The sequence below is a fragment of the Micromonospora inaquosa genome, assembly GCF_003857055.1.
Classification (GTDB): domain Bacteria; phylum Actinomycetota; class Actinomycetes; order Mycobacteriales; family Micromonosporaceae; genus Micromonospora; species Micromonospora inaquosa.
Genome location: NZ_QGSZ01000224.1, coordinates 1 through 23,844 on the forward strand (window position 1 = coordinate 1; position 23,844 = coordinate 23,844).

Here is a 23,844-nt window from a genome sequence, read left to right on the forward strand (position 1 = left end):
TCTACGCGGTCATCCGCGAGCTGCAACGACTCCTCGCGACCTGGACCGGCGCCTGCCTCACCTGCCACCAACCCGTGAAGCCGTTACACCGCAACAAACGCCACAGAACCTAACAAAGCACTACTAGCGAGCCAGACGAACTGGGCGACCTCTTGCGGCCGAACGGCAGGAGCCGCGCGATCACCGCGATCCCCCGAAGATCCGCCGCATCGGCGGGGGCGTGTCACCGCGCCGCCGCCACTCCCGGGGGTAGCCCAGCGACACCTCCTCGAAGCGCACGCCATCGTAGTAGGTGGTGCGGGGGATGTGCAGGTGCCCGTACACGGCCACGGCGGCACGAAAGCGCAGGTGCCAGTCCGCGGTGGCGACGGTGCCGCACCACTGCGCGAACTCCGGGTACCACATCACCTCGGTAGGCGCCCGCACCAGCGGCCAGTGGCTGACCAGCACCGTGGGCAGCATGGGGTCGACGGCGGCGAGGCGCCGCTCGGTCTGCGCCAGTCGGGCGTGGCACCAGGATTCCCGGTCCGGGTACGGGTCCGGGTGCAGCATTCTCTCGTCGGTGCACACGACGCCGACGTCGTACGCTCGCCGCAGCGACTCCTTCTTCGTCATCCCCGGCGCCCGGAACGTGTAGTCGTAGAGCTGGAAGAGTGGAGCCACCGTCACCGGCCCGCCCGTTCCCCGCCACACCGGGTAGGCGTCCTCGGGGGTGAGCACGCCGTTGTCGCGACACATGCGCACGAGCGCCTCGTAGCGCGCCACGCCGCGCAGCTGTACGGGGTCGGAGGCGTGCGTCCACAGCTCGTGGTTGCCCGGGGTCCAGATCACGGTGTGGAACCGGCGGCGCAGTTGCCGCAGGATCGCCTCGACGTCACCGAAGATCTCGCCGACGTCGCCGGCCACGACGAGCCAGTCCTCGTCCGACTCGGGTCGTAAGTCATCGGCGACCTGCCTGTTCTCGGCGTACGAGACGTGGAGGTCGCTGATCGCGAACAGGGAGGCCACCTCTACCTCGATCCTTCCGTGTACCTGTCGCCCAAGCGTGTCGAACACGTTCCGGGATCGACAATGGACGACCACGATGCGCACCGTTTCGCGGAGGCGTCCGCGGTGGCCGCCCCACCCGCCTCCGGTGTTGAAGAGTCGGCCGTGCGCCCGCGCGCCCGGCCTCGGGCGTCATCTGACGATTCACCTGGCCGCACCAACAATCTCAGCGAGGAGATCCAGGAACCTCCTACTCCACGTTTCGATCGTCGACTGGTCGAACAGTTCGGTGGAATACTCGACCACGCCACGCAAGCCGTCGGCGAGAGGCGTGACGACCACCGCCAGGTCTCGCCGTGCGCAACCGAGTTCCTGGTCCGACACCTGCACGAGGAGGCCGGGCAGCTCGACCTGCGGCATCCCCGGGTTCATTCCGAACAGCATGGTGGCTACCGGCGGCGATCCGGTGTGCCACACGGGATCAACCGCCGCATAGATCGCGGGCAGGGGTGCTGGCTGGTGTCGGATCGCGTCGAGGAACGCCTGCTCGGTGCCGGCCACCAGTTCCGTAAAGGACGCCGCGGTCTCGAGCGGTGGCCGCAACAGCAGAGGGCTGGTGAACAGACCGACCACCGACTCGTAGCTCTGATCATCGCGGTGGGCGTAGGGGCACGCGAGCACGATGTCGCCGCTGCCGGTCAGTTCGCGCATCAGGGAGGCGTAGGCCGCCGCCAGGACCGGGAAGATTGTGCTGCCGCTGTTGGCCGCGAAGGCTGTCAGCAGCGCGGTCAGGTCCGCGGGGATGTCGAAGGTGAACTCCTCACCGCGGCCGGACAGGCGGGCCGGCCGTGGTCGGTCCGTAGGCAGCGACAACGTCCGGGGAGCGCCGGCGAGCTGGCGTCGCCAGTACGCGAGCACCGCGGGTTCCACCTGCGTGGCACGCTGCCGGCGCGCGTACTCCAGGTAGGTGGGGGCGGAAGGCGCTGGGACTGTTCGGCTCCCGCGCTGTGCCGCGGCGTACCCGAGCCCCAGCTCGTGGAGAAGCTGGAGCATGGACCACCCGTCGCCGTGCAGGTGGTGCACGACGAGCATCAGCACCCAGGTTTCGTCGTCGACCCGGGCGAGTCGGGTGCGGAGCCAGGGGCCGGCCTCGTCGGGGAATGCCTCCCGCCCGACCCGTACACACCAGTCGTCGACCTGGTCGGCAGGAAGGTCGGCCACGGGCAGCATCACCTTGCCCGCAGCCAGGACCTCCTGGGTCAACTCGCCGTCACGATCCACCAGTCGGGTCCGCAGGGCCTCGTGCCTCGCGACGAGCCCGTCGACCGCACGTTCGAGAGCGGGCAGGTCGAGCCGGCCGGTGAGGTCCATCCGTACCGCCATGTGCACGGCGGCCGGGTTGGGTGCCCGGCGCTGGCGGCGCCACATCAGCTCCTGCTGGTACGTCGCTGGCGCCCGGTCCAGGACTGCGTCGCCACCCGCCGGCGACAGGGCCGCCGCCATATCCCGGATGCCGCGGCTGCGCAGCACCTCGTGCACGCTCACCTTGACCTCGGCGAGCGCGGTCAGGCGGTTGGCCAGACGTACGGCGGCGAGCGAGCGGCCACCGGCCGCGGTGAAAGGGACGTCCACCGACATCTGGGGCAACGCCAGCTCGGCGCACCAGGCGTCGTGGACGAGCTGTTCCCGGCTCGTGCGGGGCCGCTCGTCGCCGGGCGCGGCGGCTGGCGCCGGCAGTCGGGTGGTGTCCACCTTGCCGGCTTCGGTGGTGGGCAGGGCGTCGAGCAGCACCCAGGCCGTCGGCATCAGGTGGTCGGGGAGGCGTTCGGCCAGCCGGGCGGCGAGCCGCGCGGTCCGGGTCTCGGCCGACCCGTCGTCATCATCGGTCACCACGTACGCGGCCAGGTAGGCATCGTCGCCCCTGTCGTGGCGTGCGATCACCGCCGCCTGCCGTACGCCGGGGAGCAGTGCCAGCTCGGCGGCCGCCTCGCCCGGCTCCACCCGATGTCCGGCAATCTTGACCTGCTCGTCCACCCTGCCGACGAACTCCAGGGTGCCGTTCCCGCGCACCCGGACGAGGTCCCCGGTGCGGTACATCCGGTCACCAGGCTGGTGCCGGTCCGCCACGAAGACGGCCGCGGTGTCGGCCGGTCGCCCCAGGTAACCCCGGGCAACCCCGGTGCCGCTCACGCACAACTCCCCGACCGCCCCCGTCGGCACCGGCAGGCCGGCCACGTCCAGGACGTGCAGCCTGTGATTGTCCACCGGGGTGCCGATGTCGATCGGCCCGGACCCGTCCGGCGACACCGGGCCGGCCGTGGTCACGATGCTGCACTCGGTCGGCCCGTATGCGTTGATCACCTCCGCGGGGAAACCGGCGGGTGGGCGGCGCCGCAACTGGCTGCCCCCGACGACCAGCGTCCGGAGGGTGGCGGACGGCCGGGCTGGTAGCGCGAAGACGAGTTCGGCCAGGGGTGCCGGCAGTAGTGCGACGGTGACGCCGTGGCGGGACCACTCGTCTAACAGGGCAGCCGGATCGGACCGGACCTCTGCGGGGACGAGGTGCACGGTGGCGCCGGCGGCGAGCGCCGGGTGGATCTCGGCGAGGTTCGCGTCGAAACCCAGCCCCAGGCCGTGCGCCACGGTGTCCGCCGAGGTGAGCGCGAGTGCCCGCACATGCCAGGACACCGCGTCCACGGCGGCCTCGTGCGGTACCAGGACTCCCTTCGGTCGGCCGGTCGAGCCCGAGGTGTACACGCACCAGGCGACGTGCTCCGGTGAGGGCACCCGGTCGGGCAGCGGCAGGGTGGGATCCACCGGCGCTTCCACGAGGACGTACGCCACATCGGTCGGGTGCTCGATCTCGGCGGTGGTGAGCAGCAGCCGCGCGCCGCTGTCCGCCAGCAGGGCGTTGACGCGGGCGATCGGCAGCGCCGGGTCGAGCGGGAGGAACCCGGCACCGGCCATCAGGACGCCGAGCTGCGCGGCGATCAACTCGGGCCGGCGTGGCAGGAGCACCGCCACGATGTCGTCCGGTCCCACCCCGGTGCCGGCGATTCGTCGGGCCAACAGCTCGGCCCGCCGGTGCAGCTCGCCGTAGGTCCACCGGGTCTGCCCGCAGACCACCGCGACGGCGTCGGGCGCGCGGGACGCCTGCCGGACGAACGGGTCGTGCAACCGATCGGCGAGCGGTTCGCCGCGTGGCCCACGAAGCTGATCGGCGGGCGCGTCCAGAGTTGTCGCCAGGCGGGACAGGTGATCCCCCGGCCGCCGGGTCGCCGCGTCGAGCACCCGTCCGAAGTAGTCGAGGAACCGCTGCACAGTGGTGCGGTCGAACACCTCGGTCCGGTACTCCACGTGGCAGTGCACGCTGTCCCGGTGGGAAAGGTAGATGATGAGATCGACCGGGGCCTTGTCCAGACCGATTCTGAGGGGCGTGGCCGTGACCCCGGGCAGGTCGAACGCGAAGAGTTCCTCGCCGCTCTCGTACTCGACGACAACGTCGAAGAGCGGATGGTGACCGGCCTGCCGGTCCAGGGCGAGTGCGTGGGCAAGGACGTCGAACGGGACGACGTGGTCGTACCCGTCGACCGCGCTGGCCTGGATCCGGGCGACCAGCTCCCGGAACGTGGGGTCGCCGCTGAGGTCCAGTCGCAGCGGCAGGGTGTTGACGAAGAACCCGACCAGGTTCTCCGAGCTCTCGTCCCGTCCGCTCGTGCCGGTGCCCACGACCAGGTCGGGCTGACCGCTGAATCGGAACAGCATCACAGCGAACGCGCTGAGCAGCGTGCTGAAGGCGGTAACTCCCTCTGCCCTGCTGAATCGCCGGATCCGGTCGCTCAGGTCGGGGGGGAGGTCCACGAAGAGGCTCTCGCCGGCGGCCGACGGGACGGCTGGCCGCTGCCGGTCGGACGGCAGGACCAGGGTGGGCGGCAGCGGGTCGAGCTGGTTGAGCCAGTAGTCGAGATGCTTGTCAGGCTCATCGGCGACGGCACGAGCCCGCGTGAGTTCCGGGTAGCTCACCGACAGCGGGGGCAGGTGCGGCTTACGGTCGGCGACCCGGGCCTGGTAGCACGCCGACACCTCTCGGGTCAGCACAGAGTACGAGCCGCCGTCGGTGGCCAGGTGGTGGAACGACATCACCAGTACGTGGTGCGTCGGGGAGAGGCGCAGAAGCTCGAATGCGAACACCGGGCCGTCGAGGAGGTCGAACAGCCGTACGCTCACCGCGGCCATCGCCGCCCCTACGACTGTCTCCTCGTCGGCTCCCTGGTGGTCGTGTACGGGGATGTCGACCTCCAGTCGCGGATGGATGATCTGGCGGGGCTCCCCGTCGATCTCCCGGTAGGTGGTCCGCAGCGGGGCGTGCCGGTCCACGACGTCCTGCACGGCGCCGCGGAGCGCAACCGGGTCCAGCGCGCCCTGCAGCCGTACCGCCGCACCCTCGGTGTAGGCCGAGGTGCCGGGATGGATCTGTTCCGCCAGCCACAGCCGCCGCTGACCCGGGGAGAGTGGTGCGATGTCGACGACGTCAGCCCTGGTCCGGGAAACCTGGCGGCGGGTCGACCGGCGTAGCGTGTCGATGACCGGCAGCCCGTTGCGGACCGCCTGCGCCGGCAGGCCGAAGTCGACGAAGCAGGCGACCTCGTCGGCACCGGCCTCGAGGATCTGGTCCAGCACAGGCCGGCAGCTCTCCGGCGAGCCGATGAGCGCCCGCTGGTCGCAGTACCGCTCGTAGGCTCGGGAGAGCACGAACCGTACGTCGTCGTCGGGGGTGTCAGCGAGGTCGATGTTCATCCCGAGGCTGTTGACCACCTGTCCGAGCAGGCTGAATGACGAGCGTAGGTACGCGCAGAACGGCTCGAACGCCGTCGCGCGGGCCTGCTCGGCGTTCTCGTCGAGGTACGTGTGCATCAACACCACGACCCGTCCGGCATCGGGGTCGAGCCCGTGCTCGGCGCGGGTGCGGCGGTACAGCGCGATGTTCTCTGCCAGCTGCGCGACGTCCTGCGTCATCAGATTGGTCACCACACCCAGATCGCGGCGGGCGGCCTCGCGGTAGCTGTCCGGGTTTCCGACGATGGCCGTGAAGATCGGCGGCTCGGCCTGCACGGGGCGGGGGAATAGCCGAACGTCGATGTCGTCACCGCTGCCGGAGCGGGCCCGGACGGCCTCGCCGCGCCACAGCCGCCGGACGGTGTCCAGGTTCTCGTACATCACCTGCTTGTGGCGTGGGTAGTTCTCCGGAAAGAACACGAAGTCGTTGGCGTGCCAGCCGGATGCACAGCCGATGCCGACCCGACCTCTGGAGAGGCGGTCCACCATGGACCATTCCTCGGCGACCCGGATGGGATGGTGCAGCGGCAGCACCACCGACCCGGCGTTGAGCCGCAGCCGGTGGGTCCGCACCGCGAGAGCTGCGGCGAGCACCGAGGGATTGGGAAAGATCCCGCCGAACGAGTGGAAGTGCCGCTCCGGCAACCACACGGCGTGGAAGTCGTGGGTGTCGGCGAACTCGGCCGCGTCCAGGATGACCTCGTACGAGTCGTCCCGGTCCTGGTCTGCGTAGTCGCCGAAGAAATAGAGGCTGAAGTCGACGGTGTCGGCCGCCTCGACGTCCCGTGCGTCAGGCACCCGCCGCGGGTGGACCGCCGGCCGCGGGACCGGAACAGGCTGCGGCGGTGGCACGGTTTGGAACGATGGGGCTGACGGGGCCGGGACCGCACTCCCGAGCAGAGCCAGCTGTTCCCGCATCAGTTCGAGCTGGCCGTGCACCACAGCGACGAGATCGGCCGACACCTCCCGGGTGCCGTCGACCGGTGACACAGGCAGCGGTGCGGGCAGCAGCGGTGCGGGCAGCAGCGGCGCTGCTGTCGCCGGCTCCGCCGCCGGTCCCGGCACCGTCACCCGCGAGGTCGACGGGGTGGGCGGACTCGACTGGGCCGCCGAGGTCGCCGCCGCCGAGGCACCGCCGACCACCGCCTCGGCGAGCAGGCGGGGCGTGCCGATGGCACCGAACAGGTCGCGTACCGGCATCCGGACGCCGAAGGCATTGTTGATCTCCCGAGACATGGTCATCAGGAGCAGCGAGTCGGCACCGGCTTGCAAGAACGTCTCGTCCGGGTCGATCTCGTCCGCGCCCACGCCCAGCCGCTCCGCGGTCAGGGCCAGAACCCGCGTCAGCGCCGAGTCCACAGCCTGGTCGGACAGCTCTTCCAGCGCTGGCGCAGCCGACGCGGCGGCCAGCGGCGGGGACCCGATGCCCTCCGCCGGCGCAGCGGCGGCCACGGACGAGGTCACATCCGCATCTGCGGGAAGCGTCACCGGTATCCGCGTCTCGGCCCAGAACCGCCGCCGCTGGAAAGGGTAGGCCGGCAACGACGTCCGCCGACCGCCACAGTCGGCGGTGATCGCAGCCCAGTCCAGCCCGACGCCCGCGACGTGCAGCTCGGCAACGGCCTGCCAGAGTCCGTCGACCGGCTCCAGCTCCTTCCGCTGGGATGGCACCCATCGCAGCTCCGACCCGGAGCCCCGGGCGATCCCGGTCAGCACACCGTCCGGCCCCGCCTCCACGACCGTCCCGACGCCCTGCTCGAGGAGGGTCCGCACCGCGGTGTCGTACGCGACGGGCTGGCGGGCCTGGCGGCACAGGTAGTCGCCGTCGAGCAACCAGCCCGGCCGCCGCAGCTGCCCGTCCACGGTGCTGACCAACGGCAGCCGGGTCGGTCGCACCGTCACCTCCTCGACCACCCGCCGGAACCGGTCGAGCACCGGCTCCACCGCCGCCGAGTGGAACGCGCGGTCCACCGAGAGCCGGCGGGTCACCACCGCGAGTCGTTCGGCACGGCCGGCCAGCGCCTCCACCGCCCCGGGTGGCCCGGAGACCACGTACTGGTTCGGACCATTGCGGGCGGCGACCTCCACCTCGCATCCGGTGAGTAGCTCCTCGATGACATCGGCGTCCGCCAGCACCGCCAGCATCGCGCCACGCGGCAGGTCCTGCTGCATGAGGCGACCACGGTGAGCGGTGAGCGTGACCGCGTCGGTCAGCGACAGTGCGCCCGCGACGACCAGGGCGGCGTACTCCCCCACGCTGTGCCCGAGGAGGTACCCAGGGTCCACCCCCCACGACCGCCACAGTTCCGTCAGCGCCACGCCGGTGATGACCAGGGCCGGCTGTGCCACCTCGGTCGGATGGGTGCCGACAACCGGCCGCTCCCGCAGCCGGGCGACAAGGTCGCCACCGACCACCCGCCGGTACGCCTCGGCCCCCTCATCGAGCACCTCTCGCACCACCGGAAAGCGCTCGGCGAGATCGAGGACGACCCTGGGCAGGTCCCCCTGGCCCGGGAAGGCCAGCGCGAACGTGCCAGGCGCGACCGAGCCGACCTGCCCGGCCAGCACCCTGCCGACGCTGCCGCCGCTCACGTACCCGTCCAGAGCGTCGGCCAGCGCGGCCGTGGAGCTGCCGCGAGCAACCAGACGGTGTCGCAGATGACGGCGACCCCGGCCTGCCGTCGAGATCACATCCGGCAGCGGCAGCCCCGGCTGGGAACGCAGCCGATCGCGGTACCGGACAGCGAGTTCCCGCAGCGCCACGGGGTCGGCCGCGGAGAGCGGCAGCAGTCCCGGCGCCGGATGAACCCGGGTCTCACCGGCCAGAACGGGCGCCGCCTCGGGCGGCTGCTCCACGAGCAGGTGGGCGTTAGTGCCGCCCACCCCGAGTGCGCTCACCGCCGCCCGGCGCGGGTGGGAGGCCTCCGGCCAGTCCGTGCGGCTGGTCGCGATAGTGAAGGGCCCACCGGACAGGTCGATCGCCGGGTTCGGCCGGGTGAAGTTGATCTGCGGAGGGAGCTGGGCGTCGCGGACGCTCATGATCACCTTGAGCAGCCCGGCCATGCCGGCGCAGCAATCCAGGTGACCGATGTTGGCCTTGACCGATCCGAGGAACGGTCGGCCGCCCGCGTACACCTCGGCGAGGGCGTGGTGCTCCACCGGGTCGCCGAGTGCGGTGCCGGTGCCGTGCGCCTCGACGTAGCCGATCGACTCGGCCGGCACCGCTGCGGCACCGAGCGCCCGTCGGGCGACGTCGATCTGGCCCGACACGCCTGGTGCGGTGAAGCCGACCTTGCCGGCACCGTCGTTGTTGACAGCCGAACCGAGGATCACCGCATGGATGCGGTCCCCGTCAGCGAGGGCGCGGTCGAGCGGTTTGAGGATCACCGCGGCAACACCGTTGCCGCCGACCGTTCCGTCGGCGTCGGCGTCGAACGGCCGGCACCGCCCGCGGGCCGACAGGATGGATCCGGGGGTGGACTGGTAGCCGGTCACCTGCGGTACGTGCAGCGCCGCGGCCCCGGCGATCGCCAGCTCCGCCTCCCCGTCGAGCAGGGCCCGCACCGCCAGGTGCACAGCGACCAGGGAGGTCGAGCAGGCGGTCTGCACGTTGATCGCCGGCCCGGTCAGCCCGAGGCGGTAGGCGACCCGGGTGGCCAGGAAGTCGGGCTGATTGCCGAGCGCTGCGCCGATGGAGGCCACCGGATCGGCGGACCCGGCAAACTCCCCGAGTTGGTGCCGCAGATAGGTGTGGTGCGGGTAGAGGTTCATCCCGCTGCCCGCATAGACCGCAGTGCGACGGCCCGGGCCGTCGCCCGGGTGCCCCGCGTCCTCCAGCGCGTGGTGGCAGGTCTCGAGGAACAATCGGTGCTGCGGGTCCAGCATCTGGGCCTCCCGGCCGGTGATGCCGAAGAATCCCGCGTCGAAGCCGGTGATGTCGTCCAGGGTCCCGCTCGCAGCGACGAAGTCGGGCGCGGTAGCGGTCTCCGGCGGAATTCCCGCCGCCAGCAGCTCATCCGGGGTGAAGGACCGGATGCTCTCCACCCCGGCGAGCAGGTTTGCCCAGTACCGCTCCACGGTGTCGGCACCCGGAAATCGGGCAGCCATGCCGATCACCGCGATGCGTCGATCCCGCGGCGGCGTCCCGATCGGCTCCGGTGACGGTGAGTTGGAGGCGGGGGCGGCGAGGTGGGCGCTGAGTGCCTCGACCGTGGGGTGGGCGAAGAGCGTGGGTGCGGAGACTCGGCGGCCCAGCACCCGTTCCAGATGCGACCGGAGCTGGACCATCTCGACCGATCCGACCCCGAGCTCGTAGAACGGCACGGCGGGATCGACCAGTCCGCCGGTCAGGTCGGCGAGGATGTCGGCCACCAGTGCGTGCACCTCCGCGCGGCCGTACGCGGCCGGCTGGCCATCGACCGGGGCAACCGCGCCGTCGACGGTGGAGCCCGCGCCCCCGTCGTGGTCCGGCGTCGGAAACTCCCCCGCCAGGTAACGCCGGCGCAGAGCCGCACGCTGGATCTTCCCGCCCGACGTCCGTGGGAACCCCTCTGCCGGTACCGCGAGGACCTGAGCCGGCGTGACCTGCCAGCTCCGGGCGACCACGGCGGTGACGGCCCGGGCCACCCGCGCGACGGGTACGTCCCCGTCGGAGACGTAGAAGATCACCAGCGATTCCGTGCCGGTCCGAGAGTTCGGTACGCCGACCGCGGCGACCAGCCCGTCGCGTACCCCGTTCACCCCGCCGACCACCCGCTCAACCTCGTAGCAGGGAAGGTTTTGCCCGTTGAGGATGATCAGGTCCTTGGCCCGTCCGGTGATCGCGATCTCCCCATCGCGCATGAACGCGAGGTCGCCCGTGTCCAGCCAGTCGTCTCCGTCCGGGAAGGCGAGCCGGGACGCCTCTGGATCAGCAAGGTATCCGCGAATGACCCGGGCTGACGCGAGCTGAAGGCGACCGATGCGGCCCTCGGGGAGTACCGCCCCGCTCTGGTCGACGATCCGCACGGTGGCCCCTGGGGCCGGGCGCCCGACGGACAGATACTCGGTGACGGTCTCCGAGGCGTCCTCCCCGGTTGCCCATTCCAGGTCTCCATCCAAACTGGCCGTACGGAGGCGGTGCCGGGAACCGGGCGCTCCGTAGGAGGCGTACGTGATCCCCGTGGTGGTTTCGGACATGCCCCAGGCTGGGCGCACAGCGGCCGCCGGCACCCCGCTGGCGGCCAGGAACGCCTCGATCGTCTCGGGCAGGCACTGCTCCCCACCGCTGACCATGCATCGCACCCCGCGAAGGTCCCACTGCCGGTCGGGCGTACGGGCGAACGCTTCGGCCACCAGCCGCAGTCCGAAGTTCGGCGCCCAGCTGTGCGTCACCCGGTGCCGCCGCATCAGCTCCAGCCAGCGCAGTGGGTCGGCGAGCACCAGCTCGGTGGCGACGTTGACAGAGGTGGCGCCGAGGAAGACGCCGGCGACGTGGTAGAGCAGCAGGCCTGCGGAGTGGTCCAACGGCAGCCAGTTGAGCAGCACGTCACTCGGGCCGATGTCGAGCATCTCCCGTGCGCCGATGGCATTCTCGGCGAGCGCCCGGTGCGTCAGTGGCATGATCTTGGGCGTGCCGGTGCTGCCGGAGGACAGCTGCAGGAGTGCCACCGCCGCGGGATCGGGGTCGGCATCGTCCTGTCCCGCCTCGCCGGAGATCCGCCCCTGCCGGCGATCACCCCCGACGGTGGTCAGCTCGGGCACCGCCACCACCCGGTCCCGCACCGCCAGGCGAGCGAGCACCTCGAGGTCATCCGAGCCGCCCACGACGACCGGCTCCCCCAGCTTGCGCCACGCGTGCAGGAGGGCACCGACACTCGGTGCGTCCGAGTCGTAACCGCTGAGAGCTCCCACGGTGAGCGGGACCATGCCCCCCAGCACGCAGCCGACGAAGACGGGCCAGAACTCGGCGCCAGACGTGATCCGCAGGATGACGTACGAGCCGGATTGCAGCCCGTGTGCCCGTAGACCGGCCAATGTGGCCTCTCCCCTGACCAACAGGCTTGGGTAGTCGAGGAACTGCTCGCGTCCGTCCGCGTCCACCACCCTGATACCGCAGTCGGGGAAGTCCCGGGCCGCCCGGATGAGCGCGGCCCGGAGGGTGCGGGAGTGAGTGGCATCGGTCGGCACGTCGCCCCCGTAGCTGATGGCGGTGCGCCGGTCGGGCGATGCTGAGTTCACGGAGCAACCTCGACTTTCTGCACAAAGGGTCGGTGCGGCCGGCGCTGCCGGGAGCGGACGTGGGTGATGACGAACACCACGGCGGCGACGAGCGCCAGCCCGTGCGCCGCAGCGACCACCGGCAAGGGGGGAAGCTGCCCGAGGGCGAATGCGCCGACGATCATGCCGAGGCCGAATCCGGCGTTCTGGACCGCTGCGGCCAGGCCGAACAGCTGGGCCCGCCGGGACGGCTCGACGTTCTGCAGGCGCATCGTGTAGCTGATCTCGGCATAGCCGTCCGCCATCCCGGCCATGACCACCACCACGGCCAGGAGCCACAGCGGCGGACCGGTGAAGGCGATGACGAACAGCACCGACATCGCGCAGGTGGCGACCCCGAAAGCCACCGGGGAGGTAGGTTCGGCGTTCCGTCGCCTGGCCCGCCACGCGAACCAGCGGCCGACGACCAGGCTGCCGACCGCCCACGCCGTGGTGAACAGAGCGGCAAGCGAGGCGGGTGCGTCGGGTCGGGTCAGACTCGCGTACACCGGCAACCCCACGTTGTGCGAAGCGGAGCCGAAAGCGTCGGCTGCCCGTACCGCGATCATCGCCAGCACCACGGGGGCGATCCCGGACAGCGCCTGCGAGAGACGTGGGCCACGCGGGCGGCCCGCCGGCCGCTCCCGAGCCGGCGCGATCGCCGGACGCCAGCTACCCACCCTGGTCAGCAGCAGCGCGGAGACGACGTAGGACGCTGCGTCGACCAGGAACGCGGCGTGGTAGCCGAGCAGAGTGACCAGCAGGCCCGAGGTTCCGAAACCGAGCAGCATGGCCGTCGAACGGACCGTGACGAGATGCGCGTTGGCCCGGGCGAGCCCTTCGGGCTCGACCAGTTCCGGAAGCCCGCTGCGCAGCGCGACCCCCCACTGGGCCTGACCGGCGCCGAGCACGACGGCGAGCCCGTAGAGCACCGCCGGCTTGGCCTCCATCGGAACCAGGACCAACAGCACGAGGACGCAGGCCGAGAGCAGGTCGGCAGTGACCATCAGGCCGGTCCGGCTGTAACGGCCCACGAGCACTCCGGCAATCGGCGCCATGAGGACGCCGGCAGCCAGGCGGACGGCCATGAAGAGCCCCGTCTGCACCGTGGAACCTGTGACGTCCAGGGTGAACAGCCCCAGCGCCACCATGTTGAGGAAGCTGCCGTAGGTGGACGATGCCTGTGCGGCCAGGACTAGGCGGAGGGGTCGTGCCGTGCGGACCCCCGTCGTTGGCAGTCGCAAGCTATGCCGCCCTCGTGCCGCTCGTCGGAACCGCCCGGATCAGCCGTCGCATGACTGCTTCAGGTCCCGGAGATGGCGCAGCCCTTCCATGACCGTCGAGTCGGGCAGTCCGAAGTCGATGAGACACGCGATCTCGTCGACGCCGGCCGCGCGCAACTCCTCGACCCGCTTCCATCCGTCCTGCACGGTGCCGAACAGACCGGTGTCGGCGAGGTAGCGCTCGAATGCCTGCTCGAGCAACTCGTTCACCACCGCCTCGACCGTGACGGGATCGAGGTCGTCGTCGGCCGGCATGTGCGACATGAGATCCAACGAACTCCGTAGGTATTCCTTCATCGGAGCCTCAACCAGCGAACGCACCTCCTCACGAGAGGTCCCGAGCAGGGTGTGCAGCATGACGACCACGTTCGGCTGGGCGGACATGGCCTCCGCGGCCTGTCGGTAGACCTCGATCTTCTGCGCCAGCTCCTCAATGTCCTGACCGAACAGGTGGGTCAGGACACCCGCGCCGAGGTGTCCGGCGACCTCGAAGGTCTGTGGGCTGCCACCGCTCGTGATCCAGATCGGCAGTTCGTCCTGCACCGGCCGCGGGTACAGCTGCACCTGCCGGGTCTGCCCCTTCCCGTCCACCACATTTGCCGGCTCGCCGGCCCAGAACGAGCGGACCTGACCCACGGTTTCTGCCACCACCCGCGCGCGCTCCGCGAACGCCTCCGGGCGGAAGGCGAAGTCGACCGGGTTCCACCCGGGAGCGAAGGCGACGCCGGCCCGTCCGCCCGACAGATTGTCGACCATCGACCACTCTTCTGCTATCCGCAGCGGATGGTGCAACGGTGCCACCACGCTGCCGGCGCGGACCTTCACACGCTTGGTGACCGCAGCGACGGCGGCACCGGTCACCGACGGGTTCGCATACGGGCCACCGAAAGCGTGGAAGTGCCGCTCCGGCGTCCACACCGCCTCGAACCCGTGCTCATCGGCGAACCGTGCCCCGTCGATGAGGAGACGGTAGAGACCCGCGTCCCGTCTCGGGGCCGCATCCGCGAAGTAGAAGAGACTGAACTTCATGCTGTGGTAACTCCTGGCTCGGAGCAGTCATCTGCATGAGTGCTGGCCGGTTGACTATTCCGCTCGAGTCGCGGGTCGACGCTCCCAATGCCGGAACCAATTGGCATCCATCCACCTTCCGCGGTCGACACCGACGGGTCCATCGTGGCGTGCGACGGGTGGGCACGCTTACTCTCGTTTGCTGTCCGTCACCCGATCCTCGTGCTGCTCACAGGACCTGACCCACCTCGGTACGCGGGAGCAGGTCCGCACGAATGACTGGCTCATCGGCCGACCCGGTCGACGGGTGCGGAAAGCGCCGCAGCAACCCCAGGGCGGACACATCGACCGGCGATATTCGCCGCTGCGGCAATTGGCGAGAGGCTGTGCTTTCGAGAAATCAGCAACATTTCTCAGGCCGGCGTCAGACACGACGGACCGGACGCACCGAGGGTGCGGACGAGGCCGGCCGAGACCTCACACCAGCGACGCCACCGCACGCGCTCGCACGCGCTTTCAACGGACGGAGTACTACCGATGGCGGACCGCCCCCATGGATCGCCCGGCAGCGTGTCGCTCGACGACCTCTGGTGGGAGGCAGCCGGGCCACCGGAGAGCGAGGAGGACGAGGCCGAGGGTTTCCTCACCCTGGGTGGGCAGTCCCTCGCCGCCCTCCGGTTCGTGGCTGCGGCGCGGGAGCGGCTGGGCCAGGAGATTCCGCTGGCCCTGTTGATGCGTGACAACGCGTCTCTGGCTGAGGTGCGAGCACGGGCCGTTCCCGCGCCGGCGCCGGCCCCCGCGGAGCAGCGCCGCGCCCACGACCGCTCGCCGCTGGCCCCCAGCCAGCGCCGGCTGTGGGTGCTGAGCCGGCTGCACCCCGAGTCGGCCGCCTACAACGTGGTGACGGCGCTGCGCCTGCGCGGCCATCTTCAGATCGACGCGCTGCGCGCCGCTCTTCGTGACGTCGGAGGGCGCCACGACGCGCTGCGCGCGTGGGTCACCGACGCGCCGGAGTTGCGGTACGACGACGGTGCGCGGCCGGAGTTGGCGGTCGAGGAGGCCGACGGTGTGCTCACCGACCCGGCGGTCGGGGAGTTCGTACGCCGGGTCGCGGCGGTCACGATCCCGATGGACGAAGCGCCCATGCTGCGGGCGGGGTTGCTGCGCTCGGCCGACACCACGGACGCGTGCTTGGTGCTCTCGATGCATCACATCATCTCCGACCAGGCCACGGCGGACATCGTCGTGGCCGACCTTGCCACCGCGTACGCGGCCCGCTCGGCCGAAAAGGCACCCACCTTCGATCCCGCCCCCAGCTTCGCCGAGTACGCCGAGGCCGAAAACCGGATGGTAGGCGGCACCGCCTGGCGAGCCGACCTGCGTTACTGGCAGGACCTGCTGGCCGAGGTGCGGGACACGCCAAAGTTGCCGGTCGCTCAGCCGATGGCCCCCTCGTTACGCGGCGCGAAGCAGGAGGTGGCGCTGGGTGCCGAGCGGACGAGCCGGGTGGATCGGTTCCTGCGTACACACGGATTCACTCCGGCGGTGCTCCTGCTGGGTTGCCTGGCCGTGGTCCTGACGCGCTGGAGCGCGACGGAGCAGGTGGTGATCGGTATGCCGGCCAGTCGGCGCCGCACGGAGACGGAGCACCAGGTGGTCGGCTTCCTGATCGAGACCGTCCCGCTGGTGTTGGAGACCGGTGGTCGCTCCGATCTGCTCGACGTCCTGCGTCATGTCCGCGACCGCCACGTCGGCGCCATCACTCACGCCACCCCGACCTTCGACGCCCTGCTCGCCGAGCTGAACCTGCCCGTACGTCCTTTCGGCAATCCGTTGTTCCAGGTCTGGTTCAACGACCTCACGCAGAGCGCTGAGCTGCCCCGACTTCCGGATGTCGAGGTGCGGGCGCAGCCGGCGCCGGGAACGGGTGCGCTGTTCGACCTCAACCTCTACCTGCACCGCGACGCCGACGGGTTCCGCCTCGAGCTGGTCCGCGCCGAGGACCGGGTCCGGACAGGTGTGGCCCGGGAGCTGCTCGATCAGTGCCTGCTCGTCCTCGACCAGATGCTGATCGACGCCCACGCGTCGCCGCGGGCGGTCTCCCTGGTCAGCGCGGACCGGCGGGCGCACTCGCCGTTGGCCGACCCGGCACCGGCCATCGCAGGTGCCGACGCCTGGTCGTCGGCGCGGGCCCTGCGCGGCAGCGGTGACGACACCGCGCTGCACACGGTCGAGGGTCCACTGAGCTACGGCGTGCTCGACGCCGCCGTCGAGGACCTTCGTGCCCGGCTGAGCGCCGCCGGTGTCACGCCGGGGCAGGTGGTGGAGATCCGGGGCCGCCGCAGCGCCGGTCTGGCCACGGCGCTGCTCGCCGGCTGGCGCGCGGGGGCGGTGCTCGCGTTGGTCGACGCGGCCCTACCCGAAGCTCGCCTGGCCGAACAGCAGCAACAGCTCCAGCCTGCTGCCGTGATCGACGTACCGTCGGAGCCGCGAGCGGCGCCCGCGCTCCGCAGCGGCGTGCCGGAGCCGCGGACGCTGCCCGGCGCGAGTCACATTCTGTTCACCTCGGGCAGTGGCGGACGCCCAGCCGGCGTGGTGGTCGGTCCGCAGCCGTTGAGCGCGGCGCTTGCCTGGTACGGAGCGACGTTCCGGCCGACCGCCGCGGACCGGTTCGCGCTCGTCGGCGGGATCGGTCACGACCCGGTGCTGCGCGATCTGCTCGTCGCACTGCACGCCGGGGCGAGCGTCGCGGTACCCCCGGAGGCGGTGCTCGCCGACCCGGCCGCACTGCTGCGCTTCCTCGCCGATCAGCGGGTCACCGTGCTGCACGGCACCCCCGGGCTGTTGGAGATGCTCGTCGCGGCGCACCACTCCGCGCCCCAGGTCCGGTTGGACATGCTGCGGCTCGTCCTCAGTGGGGGCGCACCACTGACCGCCGGGCTGGTCCGGCGGCTGCGGAAGCTGACCCCGGCCGCCGTGGTCAACGGCTACGGCACCACCGAGACGCCGCAGCTGGCCGCCTGCCACCAGGTGATTGGTCACGGCGAGTCCGCCGAGGAGGCGCTGTCACGGTGGGCCGACGACGAGGTGCTGCCGCACGGGCGCGGCGTGGCGGGCAACGAGCTGCTGGTCCTGGCGGACGACGACCGGGACGTCGGAACAGGTGAGCCGGGCGAGATCGTGGTGACGGGTCCCCTGCTCGCCGAGGGATACCTGGACGACGGTCGACCTGCGGACCGCTTCGTCACCGGCCCGGACGGTCGACCAGCCTTCCGGACCGGCGATGTCGGCCGCGTCGACCCGGACGGCGGGGTCCAGTTCGTCGGCCGGCGGGACCGCCAGGTCGACGTCGACGGTCACCGCCTGGACCTGGCCGAGGTGGAGAGCGCCGCGCTGCGCGCGGGTCCGGTGGCACAGGCCGTCGCCGGGACCATCGCCACCGCGGCCGGACCGGTCCTGGCCCTGCAGGTCGTCCCCCGGCCCGAAGCCACGATCGACCCGCAGGCGCTGCGATCGCACCTGCTGTCGCTGCTGCCGAGGCACGCCATGCCTGCCCGGATCGACATCCGGCACCGCCTCGCCACCAGCGCCAATCACAAGGTGGTGTTCCACCCCACCGAACTATCACCCACGGACACCGGCGACACGGCGGTGCGGCAGCGTGGCCGGGACGTCCCAGCCACCGACACCCAACGCTGGCTGGGCGATCTCATCGCCGGGGTCATCGGCCGGCAGATCGGTCTCGACGAGCACTTCTTCGAAGCCGGTCTCACCTCGATGAGGCTGCTGCAGGTGCACGCGCTGCTGGCCGATGCGATGCCCAATCCGCCTCCGGCAACGGCGTTCTTCGCACATCCGACCGTTCGCCAGGTCAGCGCGCTGCTCGCCGGAGCGGACGCAGCTGCCGGGCCGGTGGTGCCCCTGCGTTCCGCGGCCGGGCTCGGGAGTGCCGGTGACCGACGCCGGGCCGTCCGAACCCAGTTGAACCAGGACCGGAAAGGGAGGTCGGGGGATGACCGATGAACTCGAGCCCATCGCGGTGATCGGCATGGCCGGGCGGTTCCCGGGCGCCGACGACGTGGAGCAGCTCTGGCAGAACCTCATCGCGGGTCGGGAGTCTGTCCGCTTCCCGTCGGAGGACGAGCTGCTGGCTGCCGGAGTTCCCCGCTCCACCCTGGACGATCCGACGTACGTGCGGGCGGTCGCCGAAGCCGCGCAGCTGGACATGTTCGACGCGGCGCTGTTCGGGATGACCGCGCGGGAGGCCCGCACCAGCGACCCGCAGTTGCGGCTGTTCCTGGAGACGGCGCACGCCGCCGTGGAGAACGCGGGCTACGACCCGGACTCCGTGACCGACGTGGGGGTCTTCGGCGCCGCCGGCACCAACCGGTACGTCGACCTCTACCTGCGCCCGAAGCCGGGGACGCCCACGGGCATCACCGGACTCGCGGTCGGCACCTGGAACAACCTTGGCTCGCTGGCCACCATGGTGTCGTACAAGCTGGATTTCACCGGGCCGGCGATGAGTGTGCAGACCGCGTGCTCCAGCTCGCTGGTCGCCATCCATCAGGCGGTGGCCGCCATCCGCAACGGGGAGTGCGAGATCGCTCTCGCCGGCGGCGTCGAGGTCGAGATGCCGGTGACCCACGGGTACCGGTGGGCGATGGACGGACCGTTCAGCCGGGACGGGCACTGCCGGCCGTTCGACGCCGCCGCCAGCGGCACGATCTTCGGTAGCGGCGTGGGTGTCGTGGTGCTCAAGAAGCTCTCCCAGGCGCTCACCGACGGTGACGCGGTCCGGGCCGTCGTGCGGGCCACCGCCGTCAACAACGACGGCGCCCGGAAGGTCGGCTTCACCGCCCCCGGCGTGACCGGCCAGACCAACGTGGTGCTGGAGGCCATGATGATGGCCGGAGCGGACGTGAACCACGTGGGGCTGGTCGAGGCGCATGCCACCGGGACGATGCTCGGCGACCCGATCGAGGTCGCGGCCCTGCTGGCCGCGTACCGCCGACTGGGGCACCCGGGTGACGGCACCGTGGCCCTCGGCTCCGTCAAGGCCAACGTCGGTCACCTGGGGCACGCGTCGGGCGTCACCTCGTTCATCCGCGCCGTGCTCAGCCTGGAGCGGGAGCGGATCGCGCCCACCATCAACGTGAGCGCCGTCAACCCCAAGCTCGAGCTCGACGGCTCGCCCTTCCACCTGCCGAGCGAACCCACCCCCTGGCCGCGCCGCTCCGACCGGCCCCGGCTGGCCGCCGTCAGTTCCCTCGGCATCGGCGGGACCAACGCCCACGCGGTGCTGCAGGAAGCGCCCCTACGGGTGGCCGAGCCCGCCGTCGCCCGGCCTCGCCTGCTGGTCTGGTCAGCAGCGACGACCACCGCCCGGGACACCTACCAGGAACGGCTCAGAAGCCATCTGGCCGACCACGGTGAGCGGACCTTCGCGGCGACCGTCTTGACGCTTCAACACGGCCGCCGCGACTATCCGCATCGGGCCGCCCTGCTGGCCGAAAACGCCGCGGAGGCGGTCACCGGCCTCGCCGCGGGCGACGTCAACTCCGTGGTCCGGGGCTCCGGAGACCGGCGGGAACTGGCCTTCCTCTTTCCGGGGCAGGGCGCTCAGCACGCCGGCATGGTGCAGGACCTGTATCAGCAGGAGCCACGCTTCGCCGAGGCGCTCGACGAGACGCTGCACCTGTTCTCGGCGGCCGGCACGGACGTCGCGCACGCCTGGCGTACGGGCGACGACACCCAGTTGGCGGCCACCATCGTCGCGCAGCCGCTGCTGTTCGCGGTGGAGTACGCCCTGGCGCAGCTGTGGCGCTCCTGGGGCGTCGTGCCGCACCGCCTCCTGGGCCACAGCATCGGCGAGCTCACCGCGGCGGCGGTCGCCGAGGTCGTCAGTCTCTCCGACGCCGTCGCGCTGGTGGCGATCCGTGCGCGGGCGATGAACCGGATGCCGGCGGGTGGCATGCTCGCGGTCGCCGCCAACTCCGACGACCTGGCCGACCTGCTGTCGGTGGAGGTCGGGATCGCGGCGGTGAACGGGCCCCGACAGACCGTGCTGGCCGGTCCGCGCGACGCGCTGGAAGGCCTTGCCGGCACGTTGCGGGAACGCGGCCTGCGCAGTCGGCCGATCCGCACCGCGCACGCCTTCCACACGGAGGCCATGCGGGAGGCTGCCGACGAGTTCCGCTCCGCTTTCGGCGACGTCGCGCTGCGCGCGCCGCGTATCCCCATCGTCTCCGCCGCCACTGGCGCGACGATGACCGCGCAACAGGCGACGGACCCGACGTTCTGGGCCGATCAGCTCGTCGATCCGGTGCTCTTCGGACCCGCGCTGGAGCATCTGCTCACCCAGGGGCCGCACATGCTGATCGAGGTGGGGCCGGGCCAGACCCTCAGGTCGTTGAGCCGGTCGCACCACGCCCTGGCCGACGGGGGCCACCTGGCTGTGGCGTCCCTGCCGCCCCGGCGCCCGAACCCCGGCGAGGACCAGAGTGCGGTTCTGCGTTCCCTCGCTGCCGTCTGGACCGACGGGCACGACGTGGACTGGAACGCGGTGGGTCACGGAGAACAGGTCGTCCGTACGCCGCTGCCGGTCTACCCGTACCAGCGGGAGCGGTTCTGGGCGGACCCGTCCGCGACCGCTGCGGTGGAGGGAACGTCCCCCGCGCCCGACAACCCACCGACGTCCGAGAGGGATCACAGCGTGGCGGCACCCGACACAGACGACCCGACGGAGGAGCAGTTGACCGGCGACACCCCCGCGGACGAGTCCCCGTTTTCGGTGCCCTGCTGGATACCGGCGCCCCACCGAGCGGACGGCAGCCCCGACACCGCGCCGTACGCGCTGTTGCTGGCCGAGGAGGACCGGGCACGCGATCTGGCCATTGCCCTGCAACGGGCCGGGATCAGGATGGTGCCCGTCCCGGCCACCCGGGAGTCCGGCTCGACCGAGCGCTCCTTCCACCTGCCCGTCCGACGTCAGGCTGAGCTGGGTGACCTGCTGCGGGACGTCGCGGCTGCCGGCCGGCAGCCGCTCATGCTGGTGCACGCGTGGGGTCTTTCCGGTACGGCTGCCGAACGCACCGATGTCGCCGCGCTCCAGCGCCCCTTCCGACAGCTGCACGAGGTGGCGCGGCTGGTGTCCCGGGTCTCCGGTGTGGCCGACGGGGCTCGGATCGTCGTACTGACCCGCCAGGCCGTCGACATCAGCGGCGCCGAGGGCGTACGCCCGGAGCACGCCCTGCTGCCGCCCTTGGCCGCGACGATCGCGGAGGAGGACCGGCGACTCACCATCCGACTGATCGACCTCGGCGAGCGGGTAGCCGACGACGATCTCGCCGCGGAGCTGGCGGACCAGGACGGATCGCCGGTCGTCGCACTGCGCGGCGAATTCAGGTGGGTGCCCGCCGAGCGGCGGCTCGAGGTGGTCTCCGGTACGTCACCGACGGTCCGGCGTAACGGCGTGTACCTGATCACCGGCGGCGGTGGAGGGATCGGCATCGAGGTGGCCCGCGGGCTCGCGAGGACCGGTCAGCAGCCGGTTCTCGTCCTGGTGGGGCGCAGCGGGTCGGTGCCGGGCGAGGTGGTCGACGAACTCGGCGCGCTCGGCGCGACGGTGGAGGCCCACGGCTGCGACGTCGCGGACGCCCCCGCACTGGGTCACCTGGTCGACGAGGTGACCAGCCGGTGGGGGCCCGTCAATGGCGTCCTGCATCTGGCCGGCCGGATCGGCTCCGGCACGGTCCAGTTCACCGACGCGGCGGACAGCGAGGCGACGTTCGCGCCCAAGATGGCCGGTGCGCTCAGTCTCGAGTCGGTCTTCGCCAAACGCCAACGGCTGGACTTCTTCGTCTGCTTCTCCAGCAGGGCCGCGCTGGGAGGTCAGTCGGGGGGTGCCGACTACGCCGCGGCCAACGCCTATCTGGACACCTTCGTGCGCGACACGCCTCTCGTCGCGGATCGCCTGCTGAGCATCGACTGGCCGGCGTGGCAAAGCGTGGGCATGGCTGCGGGCGGAATGCTCCTCTCCGCCGCGGGAAAGGCTCCGGCTCGCCCGTGGCAGACGGTGCTGAGCGCGGAGAACGACCCGGTGACCGACGAACACCGGCTGGGCGACGTGCCGGTGGTGCCGGGCACCCGACACCTCGACCTGGTCGTCGACGCCTTCCGGGCCGAGATCCTGGACGGGGCGGACGAGCCGGTCCAGCTGAACGACGTCGTGTTCCAGCGGATGCTGGAGCTGACCTCGCCGCGGCGGGTGGAGGTGGCCTTCCACCCGGACGGTGAGAACTGGTCCTTCGCGGTCTCCTCGGCACCGCTGACCACGTCCTCCCCCACCGACGTGCAGACCCACGTACGAGGGCGGGTCGCCGCGTGGCGGCCTGACGCGGACGCTCCGGCACCGCGCCACATCGACCTGGCGGAACTGCGCGCCACGTTGACCGAGCACCGCCCCCTGCCACCGTTCGGCACCGACCGGCAGGCCTTCACGCTGGGCCCGCGCTGGCGCACCTATCAGCAGGTCCAGGCCCACCCGGCCGGTGACAGCCAACTGCTCGTCCTGGCGCTGCCCGAGGAATACCAGGACGAGGCCCTTCGACACGCGGTCCACCCGACGTTGATGGACGCCGCCACCACGTCGGTACGGGACCTGGACAAGGACGACATCCACGTCCCCTTCATGTACCGCTCGGTGGTGGTGCACGGCCGGTTGCCGGGTCGCATCCTCAGTCACATTCGCCGCCGGCCGGACGCCACGGCCAACAGCATCATGGCGGACCTCGACGTCCTCGACGAGGACGGCACCGTGCTGGTCGAGGTGCGGGGCTTCACCATGCGCCGCGCCACCGATCCGGCCGCCCTGGTGTCACCTCGGGGGGCCGACGGCGCCGCCGAGAGCGTGGGCATTCCGCCCGAGATCGGTGTCGACCTGTTGATGACCCTGTTGGCGGCGCGCACACCCCGACAGGTGGCGGTCCGCCGGTTCCGCGACGGTCGTCCCGAGCCGTCGTCCGCGGACCTGTGGACGACGGCGGCGCGGGAGGAAACGCGGGCACGGCGGCCGGTGCCGGTTCCTCGGCCACCCACACCGGCGACCGGCCGGCACGGCCCGTCGACGCCAGCGGTCGCCATCCCGACGGCGACGCCCGCACAGGCGTCCGCCATCGCCGAGCCGCCACCGCCACCGCCACCGCCACCGACGATCGCCGAGCCACCACCGGCACCGTCCGAGCTGGCCGACCAGGTCCGCGAACTGTGGACGGCGGCGACCGGCGTCGTCGACCTCGGCGACGACCAGGACTTCTTCGCGCTGGGCGGCGACTCGCTGATCGCCGTGGAGCTGATGTCACAGGTCCGGGACCGCTTCGGTGTGGACCTGAGCATCGGCGCCATCTTCGACTATCCCACCCTCGGCAGCTTCATCGAGGAACTGCGCCGACTGGGAGCGGGCCGATGACACGGCGGCAGGGTCGGGGGTGCC

6 protein-coding genes are annotated in these 23,844 nt (G+C 71.4%); 2 read left to right on the top strand and 4 right to left on the bottom strand.

Annotation, left to right across the window (positions count from 1 at the left end):
- Nucleotides 1-180: 180 nt before the first annotated feature.
- From DLJ59_RS18265 to DLJ59_RS18280, 4 genes are all read right to left on the bottom strand, one after another.
- Nucleotides 181-1,008 (bottom strand): metallophosphoesterase family protein, encoded by an 828-nt coding sequence (locus DLJ59_RS18265; protein ID WP_124773849.1) that lies wholly within the window; start codon nucleotides 1,006-1,008, stop codon nucleotides 181-183.
- Nucleotides 1,009-1,191: 183 nt separating this feature from the next.
- A complete protein-coding gene (locus DLJ59_RS18270; RefSeq protein WP_158630861.1) occupies nucleotides 1,192-12,042 on the bottom strand; it encodes a non-ribosomal peptide synthetase/type I polyketide synthase in 10,851 nt (3,616 codons plus the stop codon).
- Nucleotides 12,039-13,304: an MFS transporter gene (locus tag DLJ59_RS18275; protein ID WP_124773851.1), complete on the bottom strand. Its 1,266-nt coding sequence runs from the start codon at nucleotides 13,302-13,304 to the stop codon at nucleotides 12,039-12,041. The genes DLJ59_RS18270 and DLJ59_RS18275 overlap by 4 nt, the downstream gene beginning before the upstream one ends.
- Before the next feature lie 39 nt (nucleotides 13,305-13,343).
- Complete coding sequence (locus DLJ59_RS18280) at nucleotides 13,344-14,372, bottom strand: MupA/Atu3671 family FMN-dependent luciferase-like monooxygenase (RefSeq protein ID WP_124773852.1); 1,029 nt, start codon at nucleotides 14,370-14,372, stop codon at nucleotides 13,344-13,346.
- Between the two features lie 516 nt (nucleotides 14,373-14,888).
- Between DLJ59_RS18280 and DLJ59_RS18285 the strand changes: the two genes are divergently transcribed.
- Entirely contained in the window at nucleotides 14,889-18,374 is a 3,486-nt protein-coding gene (locus DLJ59_RS18285; RefSeq protein WP_124773853.1) for a condensation domain-containing protein, read from the top strand.
- Nucleotides 18,364-23,820: a type I polyketide synthase gene (locus DLJ59_RS18290; protein ID WP_124773854.1), complete on the top strand. Its 5,457-nt coding sequence runs from the start codon at nucleotides 18,364-18,366 to the stop codon at nucleotides 23,818-23,820. The genes DLJ59_RS18285 and DLJ59_RS18290 overlap by 11 nt, the downstream gene beginning before the upstream one ends.
- Nucleotides 23,821-23,844: the final 24 nt, after the last annotated feature.